This window comes from Nocardioides bruguierae, assembly GCF_023656415.1.
GTDB lineage: Bacteria > Actinomycetota > Actinomycetes > Propionibacteriales > Nocardioidaceae > Nocardioides > Nocardioides bruguierae.
In genome coordinates, this window is the sequence record NZ_JAMOIL010000005.1 from 124703 (window position 1) to 143945 (window position 19243).

At 75.8% G+C, this 19243-nt stretch carries 18 protein-coding genes; 7 read left to right on the forward strand and 11 right to left on the reverse strand.

The genetic code is table 11. From position 1 onward, the window contains the following. The first annotated feature begins 75 nt into the window (after positions 1 to 75). The 3 genes from M8330_RS05310 (at position 76) to M8330_RS05320 (ending at position 2045) form a co-directional block, all read left to right on the forward strand. Complete coding sequence (locus tag M8330_RS05310) at positions 76 to 681, forward strand: biotin transporter BioY (RefSeq protein WP_250055592.1); 606 nt, start codon at positions 76 to 78, stop codon at positions 679 to 681. 81 nt (positions 682 to 762) lie between these two features. Beyond that, positions 763 to 1422, forward strand: a complete 660-nt coding sequence (locus tag M8330_RS05315) for an energy-coupling factor ABC transporter ATP-binding protein (RefSeq protein WP_250826476.1) — start codon at positions 763 to 765, stop codon at positions 1420 to 1422. Further along, the gene (locus M8330_RS05320) at positions 1419 to 2045 is read left to right on the forward strand and encodes a CbiQ family ECF transporter T component (RefSeq protein ID WP_250826477.1); all 627 of its coding nucleotides are present in this window, start codon (positions 1419 to 1421) and stop codon (positions 2043 to 2045) included. The genes M8330_RS05315 and M8330_RS05320 overlap by 4 nt, the downstream gene beginning before the upstream one ends. Before the next feature lie 36 nt (positions 2046 to 2081). Here M8330_RS05320 and M8330_RS22335 read toward each other — a convergent pair whose 3' ends face one another. The 3 genes from M8330_RS22335 to M8330_RS05335 all read right to left on the reverse strand — a co-directional run bounded on the left by M8330_RS22335 (position 2082) and on the right by M8330_RS05335 (position 4839). Next, positions 2082 to 2720: a GNAT family N-acetyltransferase gene (locus M8330_RS22335; RefSeq protein ID WP_250826478.1), complete on the reverse strand. Its 639-nt coding sequence runs from the start codon at positions 2718 to 2720 to the stop codon at positions 2082 to 2084. Beyond that, the gene (locus M8330_RS05330; protein ID WP_250826479.1) at positions 2717 to 4150 is read right to left on the reverse strand and encodes an amidase; all 1434 of its coding nucleotides are present in this window, start codon (positions 4148 to 4150) and stop codon (positions 2717 to 2719) included. The genes M8330_RS22335 and M8330_RS05330 overlap by 4 nt, the downstream gene beginning before the upstream one ends. 149 nt (positions 4151 to 4299) lie before the next feature. After that, positions 4300 to 4839, reverse strand: a complete 540-nt coding sequence (locus tag M8330_RS05335) for an NADPH-dependent FMN reductase (protein ID WP_250826480.1) — start codon at positions 4837 to 4839, stop codon at positions 4300 to 4302. Between the two features lie 161 nt (positions 4840 to 5000). Here M8330_RS05335 and M8330_RS05340 point away from each other — a divergent pair, with 161 nt between their 5' ends. After that, a complete protein-coding gene (locus tag M8330_RS05340) occupies positions 5001 to 5618 on the forward strand; it encodes a TetR/AcrR family transcriptional regulator (protein WP_250826481.1) in 618 nt (205 codons plus the stop codon). Here M8330_RS05340 and cimA read toward each other — a convergent pair. From cimA to M8330_RS21815, 5 genes are all read right to left on the reverse strand, one after another. Next, complete coding sequence (gene cimA / locus M8330_RS05345) at positions 5587 to 7179, reverse strand: citramalate synthase (RefSeq protein WP_250826482.1); 1593 nt, start codon at positions 7177 to 7179, stop codon at positions 5587 to 5589. The two genes, M8330_RS05340 and cimA, sit on opposite strands and share 32 nt — an antisense overlap. A gap of 255 nt (positions 7180 to 7434) precedes the next feature. Continuing rightward, positions 7435 to 9183 (reverse strand): serine/threonine-protein kinase, encoded by a 1749-nt coding sequence (locus M8330_RS05350; RefSeq protein ID WP_250826483.1) that lies wholly within the window; start codon positions 9181 to 9183, stop codon positions 7435 to 7437. A gap of 93 nt (positions 9184 to 9276) precedes the next feature. Beyond that, positions 9277 to 10356, reverse strand: a complete 1080-nt coding sequence (locus tag M8330_RS05355) for a branched-chain amino acid aminotransferase (RefSeq protein WP_250055581.1) — start codon at positions 10354 to 10356, stop codon at positions 9277 to 9279. A 282-nt stretch (positions 10357 to 10638) separates the two neighbouring features. Then, the gene (locus tag M8330_RS05360) at positions 10639 to 11754 is read right to left on the reverse strand and encodes a 3-isopropylmalate dehydrogenase (RefSeq protein ID WP_250826484.1); all 1116 of its coding nucleotides are present in this window, start codon (positions 11752 to 11754) and stop codon (positions 10639 to 10641) included. A gap of 10 nt (positions 11755 to 11764) precedes the next feature. Further along, entirely contained in the window at positions 11765 to 11893 is a 129-nt protein-coding gene (locus tag M8330_RS21815; RefSeq protein WP_272495245.1) for a hypothetical protein, read from the reverse strand. 348 nt (positions 11894 to 12241) lie between these two features. On the opposite strand from M8330_RS21815, the gene M8330_RS05365 reads away from it, so the two are divergent. After that, positions 12242 to 12811, forward strand: a complete 570-nt coding sequence (locus M8330_RS05365; RefSeq protein ID WP_250826485.1) for an O-methyltransferase — start codon at positions 12242 to 12244, stop codon at positions 12809 to 12811. A gap of 58 nt (positions 12812 to 12869) precedes the next feature. On the opposite strand, the gene yczE is transcribed toward M8330_RS05365, so the two are convergent. Continuing rightward, positions 12870 to 13574 (reverse strand): membrane protein YczE, encoded by a 705-nt coding sequence (yczE, locus tag M8330_RS05370; protein WP_250826486.1) that lies wholly within the window; start codon positions 13572 to 13574, stop codon positions 12870 to 12872. A 62-nt stretch (positions 13575 to 13636) separates the two neighbouring features. Between yczE and yczR the strand changes: the two genes are divergently transcribed. Next, positions 13637 to 15085 (forward strand): MocR-like transcription factor YczR, encoded by a 1449-nt coding sequence (yczR, locus tag M8330_RS05375; protein WP_250826488.1) that lies wholly within the window; start codon positions 13637 to 13639, stop codon positions 15083 to 15085. A 34-nt stretch (positions 15086 to 15119) separates the two neighbouring features. Here yczR and M8330_RS05380 read toward each other — a convergent pair whose 3' ends face one another. Next, positions 15120 to 15584 carry a globin domain-containing protein gene (locus tag M8330_RS05380; protein ID WP_250826489.1) on the reverse strand — a complete coding sequence of 155 codons (465 nt, stop codon included), beginning with the start codon at positions 15582 to 15584 and terminating at the stop codon, positions 15120 to 15122. Positions 15585 to 15611: 27 nt separating this feature from the next. After that, positions 15612 to 17432, reverse strand: a complete 1821-nt coding sequence (serA, locus tag M8330_RS05385; protein WP_250826490.1) for a phosphoglycerate dehydrogenase — start codon at positions 17430 to 17432, stop codon at positions 15612 to 15614. 186 nt (positions 17433 to 17618) lie between these two features. Between serA and M8330_RS05390 the strand changes: the two genes are divergently transcribed. Then, positions 17619 to 19055, forward strand: coding sequence for an MFS transporter (locus M8330_RS05390; protein WP_250826491.1), 1437 nt, complete (start codon positions 17619 to 17621; stop codon positions 19053 to 19055). Positions 19056 to 19243 lie beyond the last annotated feature (188 nt).

The following is a 19243-nucleotide window of genomic DNA, read 5'->3' on the forward strand; positions in this document are numbered from 1 at the left end:
CCGGCGGCCCCCACCCTAACCTGAACGCCGTTCACCCTGAACACCGTTCAGGTAGGCCCGCACGAAGGACCACCCATGACCATGACCGAGCAGTCCGCCCCCGCCCCGGCCCGCCGCCGCCTCGGCGCCACCGACCTCGCCCTGGTCGCCGCGTTCGCCGCGTTCGTGGCCGTCTGCGCCGTGCTCGGCGGGTTCCCGCTCGGCGGCTCCGGCATCAACCTGACCCTCCAGACCTTCGGCGTGCTGCTGGCCGGTGCCCTGCTGGGCCCGGTGCGCGGCTTCCTCGCCGTCGCCCTCTACCTGGTGCTCGCCGCCGTCGGCCTGCCCGTGCTCTCCGGCCACGCCGGCGGCCTCGCGCCCTTCGTCGGGGCCAGCGCGGGGTACCTGTTCACGTTCCCGGTCGCCGCCGCCGTGATCGGCCTCGCCGTCGCCCTCGTCGCCCGCCGCACGGGCAGCGTCCTCGCCCTCGGCATCGCCGTGGTCGTCGGCGGCGTCCTCGCCACCGTGGTCAACCACCTCGGCGGCGTCGCGGGCATGAAGGTCTACTTCGGCGTCGACTGGGTGACCGCCTTCTCCTACGACGCGCCGTTCTGGGCCGGCGACCTGATCAAGGTCGCGCTCGTGGCCCTCGTGGCGGTGCCCGTGCACCGCGCGTTCCCGCGCCTGCTCGCCCGGGGCTGAGCCCTGAGCACCCGTCTCGAGCTGGACGGCGCCGGGGTCACCGCCCCCGGGCCCGGCACCGCGGCAGGCTCCGGCACGGTCGTGCTGCACCCGACCTCGGTCGTGCTCACCGAGCGGCGCGTCGCGGTCATCGGCCCCAACGGCTCCGGCAAGTCCACGCTCGCCCGGCTGCTCAACGGCCTGGTCACGCCCACCTCGGGTCGCGTGCTCGTCGACGGCACGGACGTGGCGCGCGAGACCGCCCGGGTCCGGCGCCGCGTCGGGTTCTGCTTCACCGACCCGGCAGCGCAGCTCGTCATGCCCACCTGCGTGGAGGACGTGGAGCTGTCGCTGCGGCGACTCGTGCCGCGCCGCGAGCGCCGGGCCGCGGCCCTCGCCGTGCTGGAGCGCTTCGGCCTCGCCGAGCGCGCCGACCAGTCCGTGCACACGCTCTCGGGCGGTCAGCGGCAGATGCTCGCGCTGGCCGGCGTGCTGGCCACCGAGCCGGACGTCGTCGTGGCCGACGAGCCCACGACCCTGCTCGACCTGGCCAACGCCCGGCTGGTCGGCGAGACCCTGCTGGGCCTGGAGCAGACCCTGGTCCTGCTCACCCACGACCTCGACCTCGCCCGCCGCTGCGAGCGCGCGCTGGTCGTGGTCGACGGTCGCATCGCGTTGGACGCACCCGCCCCCGAGGCGGTCGACGCCTACGTGGCCAGCGTGCTCGAGGGGGCCCCGCTGGGCGGGGGCGCACCGACGTGAGCGTCCCCCAGGTCGTCGCGCTGCACCGGCCGGGCAGCAGCGTGCTGCACCGGGCGCCGGTCGGCGCCAAGCTCGGCGGGCTGGCGCTCACCTCGGGGGTCGTCGTCCTGCTCGACGAGCCGGCGTGGCTCGGGCTCGCCTCCGCCGGCGGCGCCGTGGCGCTGGGGCTGCTCGCGGGGGCCGTCGCCGGGCTGCGCACCGCCGACGTGCGGGCCACGGTGCGGCCGTTGGTGCTGCCCCTGCTGGTGCTGGGCGTGCTCCAGGTGCTGCTCGCCGGGCCCGCGGAGGCGGGCCGCACGGTGCTGCTGCTCCTGGGCCTGGCCCTGTGCGCCTCGGTCGTCACGGCCACCACGGCGGTCAACGCGATGCTCGACGCGATCGTGCGCTGGCTCGGCCCGCTGCGGCGCGTGGGCGTGGACCCGGAGCGGTTCGCCCTGGCCTTCTCGCTGGCCGTGAGCGCGCTGCCCACCACCCTGGGCCTGGCCTGGGAGACCCGGGACGCCGCCCGCGCCCGCGGGCTGGGCCGGCACCCGCGCGCGTTCCTGGTACCGTTCGTGATCCGGGTGGTCAAGCGGGCCCACGACACCGGCGACGCGCTCGCCGCACGGGGGCTGGCGGACTGAGGTCCGGCAGGCACCAGGGGCAGGCTCAGGGGCGGTTCACCAGACGTCGCCGTCCCGCCAGTCGCACACGAGCGGGTGCGCCCGGTCCAGCGAGGCCGGGTCGAGGGTGCCGGGGAGCAGCAGCACGCCGTCGTCCTCGTCGGGGGTGGCCTGCACCCCCGACGGCGTCAGGACGGCGGTGGGGCCGGCCCACGGCGTCCAGCCGCGTGCCAGGTAGAGCGCCCGTGCCTGCGCGGAGGCCGACAGGGCGAGCAGGTCGTGGCCGGGGGCCAACGACTCCAACGACTCCATCACCCGGCTCGCCAGGCCGCGGCGGCGCAGGTCGCTCGCCACGGCCACCGCCTCCACGTACCCGACCCGCAGCGACCGCTCCCGGCCGGGAGGGCCGTGCAGGAACCGGCGGGCCACCAGGGCGCCGTGCGCGACGACCGGGGCCACCGGGTCCCGGCGGCCCTCCCCGGCCCGGTCCCCGCCCTGTGACCTGCCGCCCGACCCGCCCTCCGACCCGCCCTCCGACCAGCCCCCGTGCAGGAGCACCGCGTGCAGCCCGCCCAGCGCGTGCGTCCAGTCCTCCGAGGAGAACGACCCGTCGAAGGCCTGGACGCAGAGTCGGCGCGCGCCGTCGCGGACACCGGCCTCCAGGTGCGCCGTCGGCACCAGGGGCACGCGGCTCACGGACGCTCCCAGCCCGGCGGGCGGCGGTGGTGCCAGGCGGTGGGCTCCTGCTTCTGCGCCGCGGTCTCGACCTGCGCGGCCAGGCGCAGCAGCGTGGCGTCCTGGCCCGGGTGGGCGGCCAGCATCACCCCCACCGGGAGGCCGGTGGGCGTCTGGTGCAGGGGCAGGGAGACGGCCGGGCTCCCGGTGACGTTCCACAGCGACGTCCAGGGCGTGAACCGCTTCTGCGCCTCGAAGTCGGCCTCCGGGTGCTCGTCGTCGCGGATGGCGCCCACCGGCAGCGGCACGTCGGCCAGCGTGGGGGTCAGCACCGCGTCGAAGCCGGCCAGGGCCTCGAGCGCCGTCGCGGCGTGGCGGCGCATGGCGCCCAGCGCCAGCCCGAACTCGGGGCCGCTGACCGCCCGGCCCCGGTCGGCGAGCCAGGTGGTGAGCGGCCTCAGCAGGTGCTCGCGGCCGGCGGGCGCCGGGGAGAGCGCGGTGAGCACCGCCCAGCAGGTCTCGAAGGTGGCCACGGCCTCCCGCGGCAGCGGCACCGGCACGTCGACGACCTCGTGGCCGAGCGAACGGAGCAGGTCGGAGGCGTCCTCCCAGGCCTGCAGGACGTCGGGGTGCACGTGCGCGTCGGTGATGACCGGCTCGGCGAAGCGAGCCACGCGCAGGCGTCCGGGGGCCTCGTCGCAGGCGCCGAGGAAGGACGCGGGGCCGGCCGGCGGCGGGTAGGGGTCACCGGCGCGGTGCACGGCCAGCACGTCGAGCAGGGCCGCGGCGTCGCGCACCGTGCGGGCGATCGGCCCCGAGGTGGCCAGGCCGGTGGGCTCGCCGTACAGCGGCGCTCCGCTGACGCGCCCGCGCGAGGGCTTGAGCCCCACGAGGCCGCAGCAGGACGCCGGGATGCGGATCGACCCGCCGCCGTCCGAGCCCTGGGCCAGCGGCACGAGGCCCGCCGCCACCGCGGCCGCCGCTCCCCCGCTGGAGCCGCCGGCCATCCGGCCCCGGTCCCAGGGGGTGACGGCCGCGGGCAGGCCCGCGGGCTCGGTGTAGCAGGGCGAGCCGAACTCGGACGCCGCGGTCTTGCCGAGCCAGACGAGGCCGCCCTCCTCCAGCGACAGGGTCACCGAGTCGGAGACCTCCGGCACGAAGTCGGCGTAGGCGGCGGAGCCGAAGGTGGTGCGGACGCCGGCCGTGGCGTTGAGGTCCTTCACGGCAGTGGGCAGGCCCCACAGCGGCCCGGCGTCGGCGGGTCGGCCCCGCTGCGTCAGGTGCCAGGCGTGGGCGTGCGCCCGCTCGGTGGCCAGCGTGGCGAAGGCACCCACGTCGTCGAGACGGGCCGCCCGGTCCAGGTAGTGCTCGGCCAGCGCCAGGGGCGTCAGCTCGCCGGCGGCCACGAGCGCGCCCTGCTCCAGCGCGGTGAGGTCGTGCAGCGCGCTCATGCGGGCACCGTACTCCGCGACCGGCGGCTCCCGGCAGGTCCGCAGGACCCCCGGCACCCCTCAGGCCGGCACCCCTCCGGACGCGACGCGACCCCGGGACCCGCTTCAGGGGTGGCGGGTCCCGGGGTCGTGACGAGGAGGGGGGTCGCTCAGGCGGCCGCGACCTCGTAGGAGACGAGCTTGGCGACGGCGCCCCGGAGCTTGGCCTGGACGGTCTCGTCGGTGAAGACGTCGGTCTCGAGGTAGTTCTGGGAGACGGTCACGTCCTCCACCACGACGGCACCGGCAATGCCGGCCGAGCGGGCGGTGTCGCCGTGGGCCCACTGGCCGCCGTACGGGCTGGGGGCCAGGCCGATGACGCCGAAGGGCTTGCCCTTGATGGCGCCGGCGCCGAAGGGGCGGGACAGCCAGTCGAGGGCGTTGTTGAGCACGGCCGGCATGGTGCCGTTGTACTCCGGGGTCACGGCGAGGACGCGGTCGGCGCCGGCGACGGCCTCGCGCAGCGCGAGGACGGAGGAGTCGACGTCGTCGGTGTCGATGTCCTCGTTGTAGAAGGGCAGCGCGTCCAGGCCCTCGACGAGGAACAGCTCGGCGCCCTCCGGCGCCTGCGAGGCGAGGGACTCGGCGAGCTTGCGGTTCAGGGAGGCGGCGCGGAGGCTGCCGACGAGGACGGCGACGCGGGTCGTCATGAGGAAGGGGCTCCTGACTCAGCAGAGCTGAATATCGGGGACAGTTGTCGATTAAACTAACGGACCGTGGTCCGGTTCTTGTTCCCCGTCTCGCCCTGCGTGCACGTCGCAGTGCGGTGTTCTCCACCACACGGGCACCCCGCGCCGCCTAGGCTGGGCCGATGACGCGCCCGCTGCTGCCGCTCGCCGACGCCGCGCCGGCCGAGCGCGCGGACGCGGCCCGCAACCGCGAGGCGCTGCTGCGCGAGGCCGTGCGGATGGTCGCCGAGGGCGGCACCTCCTCGCTGACGATGGAGTGCCTCGCCCACCGGGCCGGCGTCGGCAAGGGCACCGTCTTCCGCCGGTTCGGCTCGCGCGAGGGGCTGATGGCCCAGGTGCTCGACCTCTCCGAGCGCGACTGGCAGGCCTCCGTGCTCGGCGGCGAGCCGCCGCTGGGCCCCGGGGCACCGCCGTGGGAGCGGCTGGTCGCCTTCGGCGAGTCCCGGCTGCGCACCACGCTGCTGCACGCCGACCTCATCCGCGCCGCGGGCGACGCGACCGGCTCACGCTCGGTGGCGGCCTCGTCCTTCATGGCGCTGCACGTGGGTCACCTGCTGGGCGAGCTCGGGGTGGCGGGAGACCTGCCGCTGCTGGCCACCGCCCTGCTGGCACCCCTGGAGGTGCCGGTGCTCGTCCAGCAGGTCGACCGCGAGCACCTGCCCGTCGAGCGGGTGGTCGCGGCGTGGGTGGACCTGGCCGGGCGCGTGGTCAGTGCTCGTGCCGACGCAGGCCGAAGGTGACCGCGTCGAGCAGCGCCTCCCACGAGGCCTCGATGACGTTGGGGCCGACCCCGACCGTCACCCAGGTGCCGGCGCCGTCCGAGGTCTCGATGAGCACCCGGGTGATCGCGTCCGTGCCGTGGCCCTGGTCGAGGATGCGGACCTTGTAGTCGACCAGCTCGAGCTTGGCGACCTCGGGGTAGGCCTGACCGATGGCGCTGCGCAGCGCCTGGTCCAGGGCGTTGACCGGGCCGTTGCCCTCGCCGGTCACCACGTAGCGCACGCCGCCGGCGCGCAGCTTGACGGTGGCCTCTGAGAGCGCGTCCGAGCCGGGGCCGGCGGCCGGGCCGGTCTCGGTGATGACGCGCCAGGACTCCACGTCCACGTAGGAGGGCCGGTGGCCGTTGACCTCCTCCTCGAGCAGCAGCTCGAAGGAGGCGTCGGCGGCCTCGAAGGTGTAGCCGCGGTTCTCCAGCACCTTCACGCGCTGGGTGATGCGGCTGACGAGGTCACGGTCCTCGGAGAGGTCGAAGCCGAGCTCGCGGGCCTTGAGCTCGATCGAGGCCCGACCGGCCATGTCGGAGACCAGCAGGCGCATGTCGTTGCCGACCCCGGCCGGGTCCATGTGCTGGTAGAGGTCGGGGTCGACCTTGATCGCCGAGGCGTGCAGGCCGGCCTTGTGGGCGAAGGCGCTGGTGCCGACGTAGGGCTGGCGCGAGGCCGGCGGCACGTTGGTGACCTCGGCGACGGCGTGGGCCGTCCGGGTCGCCTCCACCAGCTTGCCCGGCGGCAGCACCGGCCGGTCGAGCTTGAGCTCGAGGTTGGCCACCACGGTGACGAGGTCGGCGTTGCCGGTCCGCTCGCCGTAGCCGTTGACGGTGCCCTGGACGTGGGTCGCGCCCGCGTCCACGGCCGCCAGCGAGTTGGCCACGGCGCAGCCGGTGTCGTTGTGGCAGTGGATGCCGACCCGGCCACCGGTGGTCTCCACGACGTCGTTGACCACGTCGCCGACCCAGGTCGGCAGCATGCCGCCGTTGGTGTCGCACAGGGCCGCGACCTCGGCGCCCGCCTCGTAGGCGGTGCGCAGCACCTCCAGCGCGTAGGCGCGGTTGGCGCGGTAGCCGTCGAAGAAGTGCTCGGCGTCGAGGAAGACCCGCTGGCCCTCGGCGGTGAGGTGGGCGACGGTGTCGCGCACCATCGCGAGGTTCTCCTCCAGCGTGGTGCGCAGCGCCAGCTCGACGTGCCGGTCGTGCGACTTCGCCACGAGGGTGACGACCTGCGCGCCCGAGTCGCGCAGCGCGGCGACCAGCGGGTCGTCGGCGGCCGCGACGCCCGCGCGGCGGGTGGCCCCGAACGCGGCGAGCGTGGCGTGGCGCAGGTCGAGCTCGGAGGCCGCGCGCCGGAAGAACTCGGTGTCCTTCGGGTTGGCGCCGGGCCAGCCGCCCTCGATGTAGCCGACGCCGAGACCGTCGAGGGTCCGGGCGATGGAGAGCTTGTCGGCGACGGAGAGGTTGAGCCCCTCCTGCTGGGCCCCGTCACGCAGGGTCGTGTCGTAGACGTGGAAGGCGTCGTCGGCCGCCATGGTCTCTCCTCGCATCTCTCGTTCCCGCCCGGTGGCGCCCCGCGGTCGGGGCACAAAAAAACCTCTCGCGAACGAGAGGTGGCGCGCGTCGTGCTCCGTCGGTGGGCCTCAGCCCAGGAGCGCGACGCGCTGGCGAATGTGGGTCACCGGCTGGTCGGGCACGCCCCCAGTGTGCCACGACGGGGCGGTGGCGGCGCTCGCGTCCAGGTGCCGGTACCGCGGAGCGCCGGACGCCGGGAGCGGACGGACGTGGGGTCAGCCGACGAGCCAGTCGGGCAGCGTGACGCTCCGCCAGGGCGCTCCCCCGGCCGGGGCCCAGTCCGGGCCGCCGTCGAGCACGGCGGTGGCGCCCGCCCCCGCGAGCGCGGCCAGGACGACCAGCATCACCAGCCAGGTGCCCACGCCCGCCGACAGCGGCTGCACCACGCGACGCAGCGGGCGACGCACCCGCTCGGAGCCCGGGCCGGCGCCCAGAGCCAGCACGAGCAGGACACCGCCGACGAGCGCGGTGCGCGGCAGGCCCACGGCGGCCGCGTAGCAGACGAGACCGGCCGCCACGGCCCAGCCGACCGACCAGAGGAGCAGCAGCCCTGTCGACGGCAGGGTCTGGAGCAGGTCCCAGGGCAGGCCCACGACGCGACGGGGCCCGTCGTGCCAGCGGCTGCCGCGCTCGGCCCGGCGCTCGTCGACCCGGCTGGCACCGCGGGAGGCCCCGCGCAGCAGCCAGGTGGCCGCGGCCAGGCCGGCACCGACCAGGTAGGGGTAGGCCGAGAGCAGGGCCCCGACGGCGGCGGCGAGCGCCAGCCACAGCAGGCCGCGGCGCAGCCGCTCCCCCGCGCCGACGCGGACGGGCGGCTCCGGCTCGGTCTCCTCCTCGCCCCAGCCGCCCCAGCGCAGGCCGTCCAGGTCGTCGCCGTCGTCCCCGGTGCCCTCAGCGTCCCCGGTGTCCTCGTCGTCCCTCTCGTACCGGTCGTCGTACCGGTCCTCGGGCAGCACCTGCGTGTGGGGCGCCTCCTCCACGAGCGTGGGCTCGGCGGCAGCGGCCCTCGTAGCGGCACCGGCAGCAGCACCGGCGGCAGCACCGGCGACGGGGACGACGCGAGTGGTGTCCTGGGGGTGCGAGGCCGGGCCGAGCGGCTGGGTGTCGGGGACGGGGTCGGCGGCCACGGTGGCCGGCCGGGACGGCACGCCCTGGGCGCGGAACCAGGACAGCAGCTGGTCGAGGGTCGGACGGCGGTCGGGCTCGGGGTCGAGGGAGACCTCGACGACCCGGCGCAGGTCGCCCTCGAGGCCGGTCAGGTCGTGCTCGCCCCGGCGGACGCGGTCGAGCACCGCCTCGATCGGGCCGCGGCCGAACGGGGCGCGGCCGGTGCCGGCGTAGGCGACGGTCGCGGCCCACGCGTGCACGTCGGAGGCGGCGCTGGCGTCCTCGCCGACGAGGATCTCGGGTGCGACGTAGCCGGGCGTGCCGAGCAGGAAGCCGGTCCGGGTCAGCCGGGAGTCCTCGGCGAGCCGGGCGAGGCCGAAGTCGATGAGGATGGGCGCTCGGCCCTCCATCAGCACGTTGGACGGCTTGACGTCGCGGTGCAGGACGCCGGCACCGTGCACGGCCGCCAGGCCCTCGGCGAGGCAGCCGGCGAACCACAGCAGGTCGGCGCCGCGGATCGGGCCCTCCTCCGCAACGTGGTCGTGCACGGAGAGGCCCGGCACGTACCGGGTGGCGACGTAGGGCACGGTCGCCCAGGGGTCCGCGTCGAGCACCGGCGCCACCCAGCGGGAGTGGACCCGTCCGAGGGACGCGACCTCGCGGGCCAGCCGCTGCCGTCCCTCGTCGTCGCCGACCACGTGCGGGCGCAGCACCTTGAGCGCGACGCGGTCGCCCTCGGGCGTGCGCGCGAGGTGGACCACGCCCATGCCGCCCTCGCCGAGCTTGGTGATCAGCTCGTAGGGCCCCACGCGCTGGGGACCGGTGCGGTCACCGCGGTCGGTGGGCTGGGCGCTCATGGGCGTGAGGGTACCGGCGAGGGTGCGGCGCCCCCGACACGACGACGCCCGCCCCGGGCGGGCCGGGACGGGCGTCGAGCAGTGCGGGTGGGCTCAGCAGATCTTGTGCATCCAGCCGTGGCCGTCGTCCGCGCGGCCGTACTGGATGTCGACGAGCTGCTTGCGCAGCTCCATGGCGACCTCGCCGACGGGGGCCGAGGGCAGCGAGCCGCCGTCCCAGCGCAGCTCGCCGACGGGCGTCACGACGGCGGCCGTGCCGCAGGCGAAGATCTCGGTGATCTCGCCGGAGGCGACGCCGTCCTTCCACTCGTCGATGGAGAACTTCCGCTCCTCGACGGTGTAGCCCATCTTCTCGGCCAGCGTGATGATCGAGGCGCGGGTGATGCCCTCGAGGATCGTGCCGGTCGCCGGGGTGACGATGCGGCCGTCGGCGTGCACGAAGTAGAGGTTCATGCCGCCGAGCTCCTCGACGTACTTCTGCTCGGTGGAGTCGAGGAAGACGACCTGGTCGCAGCCGTGGGCCGAGGCCTCCTGCTGGGCGACCAGCGAGGCGGCGTAGTTGCCGCCGGTCTTGGCCGCGCCCATGCCCCCGCGGCCGGCGCGGGAGTACTGCTCGGTCAGCCAGATGGTGACGGGCTTGACCCCGCCCTTGAAGTAGGAGCCGACGGGGCTGGCGATCACCATGAAGGTGACGTGCTGCGAGGGCCGGACGCCGAGGAAGGTCTCGGAGGCGAACATGAAGGGGCGCAGGTAGAGGCTCTTCTCGTTCGCGCCCTCGGACGTCGGCACCCAGCGCTCGTCGGCACGGACCAGGGCGTCGACGTACTCGACGAACTCGTCCTCGGGCAGGACGGGCAGCGCGAGGCGCTCGGCGGAGCGGGCCATGCGCGCGGCGTTGGCCTCGGGGCGGAACGACCAGACCGACCCGTCGGGGTGCCGGTAGGCCTTCATCCCCTCGAAGATCTCCTGGGCGTAGTGCAGCACGGCCGCGGCGGGGTCGATCGACAGCGGCGCGTAGGGCTCGATGCGAGCCGCGTGCCAGCCGGCGTCCGGCGTCCACTCGACCGTGAGCATGTGGTCGGTGAAGTAGGTGCCGAAGCCGGGGTTCGCGAAGATCTCGGCGAGCCGGGCGTCGTCGACGGGGTGGTCCGAGACGGTCGTGCTGATCTGCATGAGGGTCACGTTAGTGGGTCTCTCTCGTGGTGAGACAGGGGTGCCGCGTCGGCGGGGGCTGCCTGGAGCGCGTCGTCACCCTGTCCGCGCGGAAGGGTCAGGGGTCGTGCGGCGGGCCTGCGAGGGCCTGACGCGCGGGGACGGCGGCGGAAAAGCGCCGACGCCGGGCGACCGCTCCCCGCCTGGTGGGGGGCAGCGCCCGACGTCGTCGGTGTCGCGAGGGTCGGGGTCAGGCCCGCGTCGTGCGGGGTCCCGGCGGTGCGCGGCGGACGTCCTCGGGCGTCAGCCGGCTACTCGGGCGGCGATCGCGTCGCCGATCGCGGAGGTCTTGCGCGGCTCGGCGCCGCGGTCTGCGAGGTCGGCCAGGACCGCCTTCTCGACCGCGGCGGCGGCGTCGGGGTGACCGAGGTGGTCGAGCAGGAGCGCGCCGGAGAGGATCGCGGCGGTCGGGTCAGCCTTCTGCTGGCCGGCGATGTCGGGGGCGGAGCCGTGGACCGGCTCGAACATCGACGGGTAGGTGCGGTCGGGGTTGACGTTGCCCGAGGCGGCCAGGCCGATGCCGCCGGTGATCGCGGCGGCGAGGTCGGTGACGATGTCGCCGAACAGGTTGTCGGTGACGATGACGTCGAAGCGCTGCGGGTTGACCGTCAGGTGGATCATCGTCGCGTCGACGTGCATGTAGTCGACGGTGACGTCGGGGTACTCGGAGGCGATCTCCTGCGTGAGGCGCCACCAGACCGCACCGGCGTTGACCAGCACGTTGGTCTTGTGGACCAGCGTCAGCTTCTTGCGGGGGCGCTTGCTGGCGCGCTCGAAGGCGTCGCGGACGACGCGCTCGACGCCGAAGGCGGTGTTGACGCTGACCTCGGTGGCGACCTCGGCCGGCGTGCCGACGCGCAGGGCGCCGCCGTTGCCGGTGTAGGGGCCCTCGGTGCCCTCGCGGACGACGACGAAGTCGACGTCCTCGCCCTTGAGCACGTGGTCGCCCAGCGGCGAGACGCTGCCCGGGTAGATCTTGCTCGGGCGCAGGTTCACGTAGTGGTCGAGCGCGAAGCGCAGCTTCAGCAGCAGGCCTCGCTCGAGGATGCCCGGGGGCAGGTTCGGGTCGCCGGGCTTGCCGCCGACCGCGCCGAGCAGGATGGCGCCCTGGCCCTTGATCTCCTCCAGCACCGAGTCCGGCAGCACCTCGCCGGTGCGCAGGTAGCGCTCGGCGCCGAGGTCGTAGGCGGTGCGGTTGAAGGTGACGCCCGACGGCGCAGCCGCCTCCAGGACCTTGAGGGCCTCGGGGACGACCTCCTGACCGATGCCGTCGCCCTCGATGACCGCGAGGTCGATGGACCCGGCTGCCGGGGCGGTGGCTTCGGTGGTGGAGGCGGCCTGCGCCGTGGTGCTCGTCATGCCGACGAGCCTAGTTGTCGTCGGGTCGCTCCCCGCCGTTGTCCCGCAGGTCGAGAGACCGCTGGACCGCCTCACGGCTGGTGGGGTTGGCGGGGTCGTGCGCGGCGGGGCCCCAGCCCTCGGGGTACATGTCGTACATCGGTGTTCGCTCCTCGACTCGTGCGTCGTCTGCTGTCCTGGGGATCGACCGTCCCTCGCCACCCTCAAGGAGTCCTGAGAGATGGATAGGAAAGGGACGGATCGGGCTCATCGACGGTGATGTGCCGGTGCGAGGCCGTGTGCGCAGTCCCTGCCCGCGCCGGTCACCACGGCGAGGGGGCCTCTGGGGCAGGTCGTCAGGCCTGCCGGGCCTCGCCGTGGCGGAGGAGTACGAGAAGGATGCGCGTCATGGTGAGAGCACCATAACCGGTGAGCGGACGCGTGACACCGCATTTCGGATGTTGTCCGCGTGGCGAGACGCGGCTCACGTGGTGGGACACTGGTCCACGTGAGCGCGCCACCCGACCTCCCGGACGTCGTCGAGCGGGCCTTCCAGGTCTCCCGCCGTGCCGGCTACGTCTCGTTCTGCCGCAACGAGACCGGGCGGCTGCTGGCGACCCTGGCCGCCACCCGCGAGGGCACCATGGCCGAGTTCGGCACCGGCTGCGGCGTGGGCACCGCCTGGCTGCGCAGCGGCGTCCGGCACGACAAGGCCCAGATCGTCACCGCCGAGCTGGACGCGCGGCTCGCCGGGTTCGCCTCGGAGATCTTCGCCGACGACCCCTGCGTCGAGGTGCTGGCGGCCGACTGGTCGCGCCTGCGCGACCGCGGCCCCTACTCGCTGCTCTTCCTGGACTCCGGCGCCCCGGACGAGGTCGGCACCGACGCGATCGCCGACCTGGTCGAGCCCGGCGGCCTCGTCGTCCTCGACGACTTCACGCCCTGCGAGCTCTGGCCGCCCATCTCCTACGGCCGCGTCGACACGCTGCGCCAGGACTGGCTGACAGACGAGCGGTTCACCGCCGTCGAGGTGATGGTCGCCCCCGACGCCGCCTGCGTGGTCGCCACCCGCCGCTGAGAGCCACGGTCGAGTCGGCAGAAAGTTGCTGCCGACTCGGCGCTGACCCGGCAGAAAGTTACGGCCGACTCGGCGCGGGGACGTGCAGACGGACCGCGACCAGGGGCAGCAGGCGCTGGGCCAGCGGTCCGATCGCCAGCGCGTAGAGCACGGTGCCCGCGCCCAGGGGCCCGCCGAGGGCGAGGCCGACGAGCACGACGACGACCTCCAGGCACGTGCGGACGAGGCGGAGCGAGCGTCCGGTGACGCGGGCGAGGCCGGTCATCAGCCCGTCGCGCGGGCCGCGACCCAGCTGGGCACCGATGTAGAACGCGGTCGCCACGCCGTTGAGCAGCACGCCGGCGACCACCAGCGCGACCCGCACGCCCAGCGGGGCGTCGGACCCGAGCGAGCCGGGCAGCACGGCCAGCGTGGCGTCGGTCGAGAGCCCCACCAGCACGGCGTTGGCGAGCGTGCCGATGCCGGGCACCTCGCGCAGCGGCAGCCACAGCAGCAGCACCACGAAGGACGTCAGCACGATCGTCTCCCCCAGCGTCAGCGGCAGGTACGCCGAGACCGCCACGTCCAGGACGCCCCACGGGGGCACGCCGAGCCCCGAGGCCACCATCAGCGCGAGCGACGCCCCGTAGAGCCACAGCCCCACCAGCAGCTGCGGGAGGCGGCGGGCCAGCCGCCCGGTGCGCAGCTGGGCCAGCGGGCCGAGGTGGGCGGGCAGCAGGAGGGGCTGCTGGGACGCGGGGCGAGGGACGGCGGTCGTGGTCACCTCTCGAGGATGTGGCAGCACTGGCCTGGCCAGGAAGAGCCAATTCTGAGACAGTGGCCTGCATGCAGCAGTCCATTTCGGCAGGCCGCGTCGCGGCGCTCGTCGGCCCGCTCGACGGCGGCCCCGCGTACGCCTCCCTCGAGGCGTCCCTGCGCCTGCTGATCGGCGACGGCCGCATCGGCTACGACGTCCGGCTGCCCAGCGAGCGCGACCTCACCGCGACGCTGGGGCTCTCGCGCACCACCGTGGCGCGCGCCTACGCCGGCCTGCGGGAGAGCGGCTACGCGGCCGCGCGCCAGGGCTCCGGCACGTTCACCCGGGTGCCCGGCGGGCGCTCGGTCACCCACGACCACGCGCTCTCCCCGCGGATGGACGAGGAGATCGACCTCGGCTGCGCGGCCACCGGGGCCGCCCCCGGCCTCACCGAGGCCTTCGCCGGTGCGGCCACCGACCTCCCCGCCTACCTCGGCGGTCACGGGTACTTCCTGGCGGGCCTGCCGGTGCTCCAGGAGGCGATCGCCGCCCAGTACACCCGCCGCGGCCTGCCCACCGACCCGCGCCAGGTCGTCGTCACCCCCGGGGCCCTGGCCGCCTCGGCGCTGGTGAGCGTGGCCCTCACGCAGCCGGGCACCCGGGTGCTGGTCGAGTCCCCCGTCTACCCCAACGCCGTGCAGGCGCTGCGCACCGCCGGCGCGCGGGTGCTCCCCTCCCCCGTCGACGGCGGCGCCGTCGAGGGCGAGGACGGGGGCTGGGCGATGGACGAGATCGGTGCCCGGCTGCGCCAGGTGCGGCCCGCGCTGGCCTACCTCGTGCCCGACTTCCAGAACCCCACCGGCCACCTCATGGCCGACGAGCAGCGCGCCCAGCTGGCCGACCACCTCGCCGCCGCCGGCACCACCGCCGTCGTGGACGAGGCGCACCACGCCATCGCGCTGGACGACGTCGACCTGCCCCTCCCCCTGGCCGCCCACGCCCCGGGGGCGATCAGCCTCGGCAGCGCCGCGAAGGCCTACTGGGGCGGGCTGCGGCTGGGCTGGGTCCGCGCCCCGCACGCGCTGGTCGACGACCTGCTCCGGGCCCGGCTCGGCCTCGACCTCGGCACCCCGGTGATGGAGCAGCTCGTGCTGCGTCGGCTGCTGGACGCGGGTCCGGTGCTGCCGGGCCACCTCGATCGGCTCCGCGAGCAGCGCGACACCCTCGTGGCCGGTCTGCGCGAGCACCTGCCGTCCTGGCGTTTCCGGGTGCCGGCGGGCGGGCTGTCCCTGTGGTGCGCGCTGCCCGCGCCGCTGGCGGTGCCGCTGGCGGCGGCCGCCGAGGAGCGCGGCGTCGCGATCACCCCCGGGCCCGTGTTCGCCATCGAGACGGGCCTGTCCCGCTACGTGCGCATCGCCTGGACGCGGCCCGCCGCCGAGCTCGCGGACGCGGTGCCGCGCCTCGCGGCGGCGTGGGCGCACACCCTGCACGGGGCGCCGGCCGGTGCCCGCGGGCCCGAGCGCATGACGGTCGCCTGAGACCGGGTCGGGACCCACGGACCCACGGCGTGGGTCAGGTCGCGGGCGGCCCGTCCCACGTCCAGGTGGGCCGCGCCAGGCCGTCGGGGACGTCCTCGGCGCTGCGCGGGTAGGCGGCCATCTGGACGCGGGTGGCCCAGGCGAACCAGTCCCGCAGCCGGGCGTGCAGCACGGCGTCCTCCGGCACGCCGACGTCGACGAGCGCGGCCTGCCAGCAGGCGATCGCCCGGTCGTCCATCTCCGGGTGCTCGCCGTTGCCGGAGTGGTCGCGCACGACCTGCGACTCGGTGCCCAGCGGGCGTGCGCCGCCGGTGAAGGTCGCCGGCCCGCCCAGGACCTCGCCGAGGTAGGCCGCGAGCCGCTCCTCGTGGGCCGGGTGGAACCCGTGCGAGAAGGCGTGGCTCACCACCGGGTCGGCCAGCACGCGGGCGTGCCACGCCCGGGCGAGCGCGGCGACGACGTCCGCGCCGCCGAGGGCCGTGTACAGGGTCTGCTCCACGGGCACAGCCTGCACCCGCGCCGCCGGTCAGACCAGGCTCACCGTGCGGGCCCAGGACGCGGAGAGGGCGTTGCCGAGGGTGTCGAGCACGGGCTGGGGCACCGCGGAGTCGAGGGCCAGGGCGACCAGCACCTCCCCGTCCAGCCGGACCACCTGCATCCCGGCGATGTTCACCCCGGCGGCGCCGAGCACCTGCCCGAGGACGCCCACGGTGCCCGGGCGGTCCGGGTGCCGCAGGAACGCCAGGTGGTCGGCCAGCTCGACGTCGAGGTCGATGCCGTCGACGGCGACCAGCCGCTGTCGCTCCCCGGTGCCCACGAGGGTGCCCGAGACCGAGACCTGGTGGGCGTCGGCCAGGGTGCCGCGCACGGTCACCAGGGTGCGGTGGTCGGGGCTCTCGGGATCGGTGATGAGGCGGACGGCGGTGCCCCGCTCGGCCGCCAGGAGCGAGACGTTGACGTAGCTGACCGAGTCGTCGAGCACCACGCCGGAGAGCGCACCCTTGAGCGCGGCCAGCTCGAGCACCCGGACGTCGTGGTCGGCGAGCTCGCCGCGCGCCTCGACGTCCATGGAGACGGCGCTGCCGCCGGAGAGCCCGGTGAACAGCCGCCCGAGGCGCTCGGTGAGCCCGATGGAGGGGCGCACCTCCTCGGCGATGACCCCGCCGTGCACGTTGACCGCGTCGGGCACCAGCTCGCCGGAGAGCGCCTGCCGCACGGACCGGGCGACCGAGCGCCCGGCCTTCTCGAGGGCGTCCTCGGTGGAGGCGCCCAGGTGCGGGGTGGCGACCACGTTGTCGAGGGCGAGCAGGGCGTTGCCCGCGGCCGGTTCCTCGGCGAAGGTGTCGATGCCCGCGGCGCCGACCCGGCCCTCGAGGAGGGCGTCGTAGAGGGCGCACTCGTCCACGATCCCGCCGCGGGCGGCGTTGACCAGCACGAGGCCGGGCTTGACCCGGGCCAGCTGCTCACGGCCCAGCAGGCCCAGCGTCTCGGTGGTGCGGGGCAGGTGCACGCTGAGGACGTCGGACTCGCGCAGCAGCGTGTCCAGGTCGACCAGCTGCACGCCCAGCTGGGCGGCGCGCCCCGCCTGGACGAACGGGTCGTGCGCGACCAGCCGCATGCCGAACGCCGCCATCCGCTGCGCCACGAGCACACCCACGCGCCCGAGGCCCAGGATGCCCAGCGTCTTGCCGTGCAGCTCGGTGCCGACGAACCGGTCGCGCTGCCACTCGCCGTGCCGCAGCGACGCGTGCGCGGCACCGACGCGGCGGGCCGCGGCGATCATCAGGCCGACCGTCAGCTCGGCGGCGGAGACGAGGTTCGCGGTGGGCGCGGTGACCACCATGACGCCGGCGTGCGTGCAGGCCCGCACGTCCACGTTGCGCAGGCCGGTGCCCGCCCGGGCCACGACCTTCAGCCGCGGCGCAGCGGCCAGCAGCTCCTCGTCGACCACGGTGCCCGAGCGCACCAGCAGCGCCTGCGCGTCGCGCACCGCCGCCAGGAGCGCGGCCCGGTCGCCGCCGTCCACGCGGCGCACGTCGACGCCCGGGCCCAGCTCGGCGTCGGTCACCGGGTGCAGCGCCTCCGCGATCACCGCCACGGGCCGAGCCACCGGACGCAGCGGGCTGGTGGGCACCGGGTAGGGCTGGGCGTCCTCGCGCCCCGCGGCCGCGTCCAGCACCGCCGAGGCCGCGCTCAGGCCGGGCTGGTGCGCGGTGCGCAGCCTGGGGACCGGGCGTGCCGGGTCGACCGGCAGGGTCTCGACGGGCAGGGTCTCGACCGGCAGCGACTCGACGGGCGGGGGCTCGAGCGGGTCGGCCGACGTGGGGGCATCGACGGGAAGCGACACAGCGGGCTGCTCCGGGGGTGGGCGGCGACCCGGCTCCGGTGCAGCACGGGGCTGCGTGGGCCTGGGAGGCGGCGCGGACGTGGGGAGCGCACGACACTGTGGCGCGGGCCATCCTAGCGGCTGCCGGGTGACCACGACCCGGCCCGCGCACCACCGCGTGGGTCGCCGGGGGCTAGCGTCACGCCGGTGACCGCCCAGCAGCAGCCCGCACCGCCCCCCACCTCGCTGCTGGCACCCGCGTACCGGTCGGCCACGATCGGCTCCCTGACGCTGGTCTTCCTGATCGCGTTCGAGGCGCTCGCCGTCGCGACCGTCATGCCCGTCGTGGCCGCCGACCTCGGCGGGCGCTCGCTGTTCGCGGTCGCCTTCTCCGCGACGCTGGCCGCGGGCATCGTCGGCATGGTCGCCGGCGGCGCGTGGGCCGACCGGGTCGGTGCCACCCGGCCGATGCTGGTCGCGGTGGCCACCTTCGCCGCGGGCCTGCTGCTGGCCGGCCTGGCACCGACGATGCCGGCGCTGGTCGTCGGCCGGTTCCTCCAGGGCCTCGGCGGCGGGGCGGCGCAGGTGACGGTGTACGTGCTGGTCGGGCAGGTCTACGCACCGGCCGACCGCTCCCGCATCCTCGGCGCCTTCGCCGCCGCCTGGGTGCTGCCGGGGCTGGTCGGCCCGTTCCTGGCCGGGCTGGTCACCGACCTCGTCGGCTGGCGCTGGGTCTTCCTCGGCGTCGTGGTCCTCGCGGCCCTCGCGCTGGCGCTGCTCGTGCCGGCGCTGCGGCGGGCCTCGGCGGCGAGCCCGGGATCGAGCGCGGCACCGACCCCGGACCGCGACACCGGCACGCAGGACGACGGCGGGCCCGTCGTGACCCGGGCGGCGACCCGCCTGGCGCTGGCCGTGGTGGTGGCGGGCGCCGTGCTCGGCCTCAACCTCGCCTCGGCGCTCGAGGGGGCGGCGCGGCCGGTGGTCGCCGTCGCGGCGGTGCTCGTGGCGCTGGCCGCCGTCCGGCCCCTGCTGCCGCCGGGCACGCTGCGCGCGTCCCGCGGGATCCCGGCCGTCGTCGCCTTCCGCGGCCTCGTGGCGGGCGGCTACTTCGCCGCCGAGTCCTACCTGCCCTACCTCCTCCAGGACCGGTACGGGGCCGCCCCCGCGGTGGCCGGCCTCGTGCTCACCGTGGCCGCGACCAGCTGGGCGGCCGCCTCCCAGGTGCAGGGGCGGGCCACCGGAGTCAGTGACGACCGGGCCTTCCGGGTCGGTGCGTCGCTCCTGGTGGCGGGCGTGGCGGTGCAGGTGCTCGTGGCCGCGGCACCGCTGCCCGGGCTCGCCGCCGGCGTCCTGGCCGCCGGCGGGTGGCTGCTCTCGGCAGCGGGCATGGGCTGGTCCTACCCGCGGGTGACGGCCAACGTGCTCGGGCGCACGCCGCCCGCCCAGCACGGCACCGCCTCGGCCGCCGTCACCATCGCCGACTCCCTGGGCGCAGCCACGGCGGTGGCGCTGGCCGGCGTGGTCTTCACGGCGCTGGCCGCGGAGGCCGTGGCCGAGCCGGTGCCGTTCGCGGGTGCGTTCGCGCTGGCGCTCGTCTGGGCGCTGCTGGCGCTGCTGGTCTCCCGCCGGTCGACCGCCGCCTGACCCCACCTGAGCCACCTCACCCGGCCCGACACGGCCCGACACGCCCGGCAGCCGGGGCACGGGGCGACGGATAACCCGTGGCGCGTCCGGGGCCCGGCTGCCTACCGTGGCCTCGACCTGCCGCCGACCCGGGAGCACCCGTTGCTGATCTGAGGCCCCGCCGCCCAGCCCCGTCCCCCACCGCGCAC

What these genes read in the sequence shown, in the direction of transcription:
- M8330_RS05310 (WP_250055592.1), top strand. Translation starts at nt 76, where the DNA reads ATGACCATGACCGAGCAGTCCGCCCCCGCCCCGGCCCGCCGCCGCCTC.
- M8330_RS05330 (WP_250826479.1), bottom strand. Translation starts at nt 4,150, where the DNA reads ATGAGCGCGCTGCACGACCTCACCGCGCTGGAGCAGGGCGCGCTCGTG.
- M8330_RS05335 (WP_250826480.1), bottom strand. Translation starts at nt 4,839, where the DNA reads ATGACGACCCGCGTCGCCGTCCTCGTCGGCAGCCTCCGCGCCGCCTCC.
- M8330_RS05340 (WP_250826481.1), top strand. Translation starts at nt 5,001, where the DNA reads ATGACGCGCCCGCTGCTGCCGCTCGCCGACGCCGCGCCGGCCGAGCGC.
- cimA (WP_250826482.1), bottom strand. Translation starts at nt 7,179, where the DNA reads ATGGCGGCCGACGACGCCTTCCACGTCTACGACACGACCCTGCGTGAC.
- M8330_RS05350 (WP_250826483.1), bottom strand. Translation starts at nt 9,183, where the DNA reads ATGAGCGCCCAGCCCACCGACCGCGGTGACCGCACCGGTCCCCAGCGC.
- M8330_RS05355 (WP_250055581.1), bottom strand. Translation starts at nt 10,356, where the DNA reads ATGCAGATCAGCACGACCGTCTCGGACCACCCCGTCGACGACGCCCGG.
- M8330_RS05360 (WP_250826484.1), bottom strand. Translation starts at nt 11,754, where the DNA reads ATGACGAGCACCACGGCGCAGGCCGCCTCCACCACCGAAGCCACCGCC.
- M8330_RS21815 (WP_272495245.1), bottom strand. Translation starts at nt 11,893, where the DNA reads ATGTACGACATGTACCCCGAGGGCTGGGGCCCCGCCGCGCACGACCCC.
- yczR (WP_250826488.1), top strand. Translation starts at nt 13,637, where the DNA reads ATGCAGCAGTCCATTTCGGCAGGCCGCGTCGCGGCGCTCGTCGGCCCG.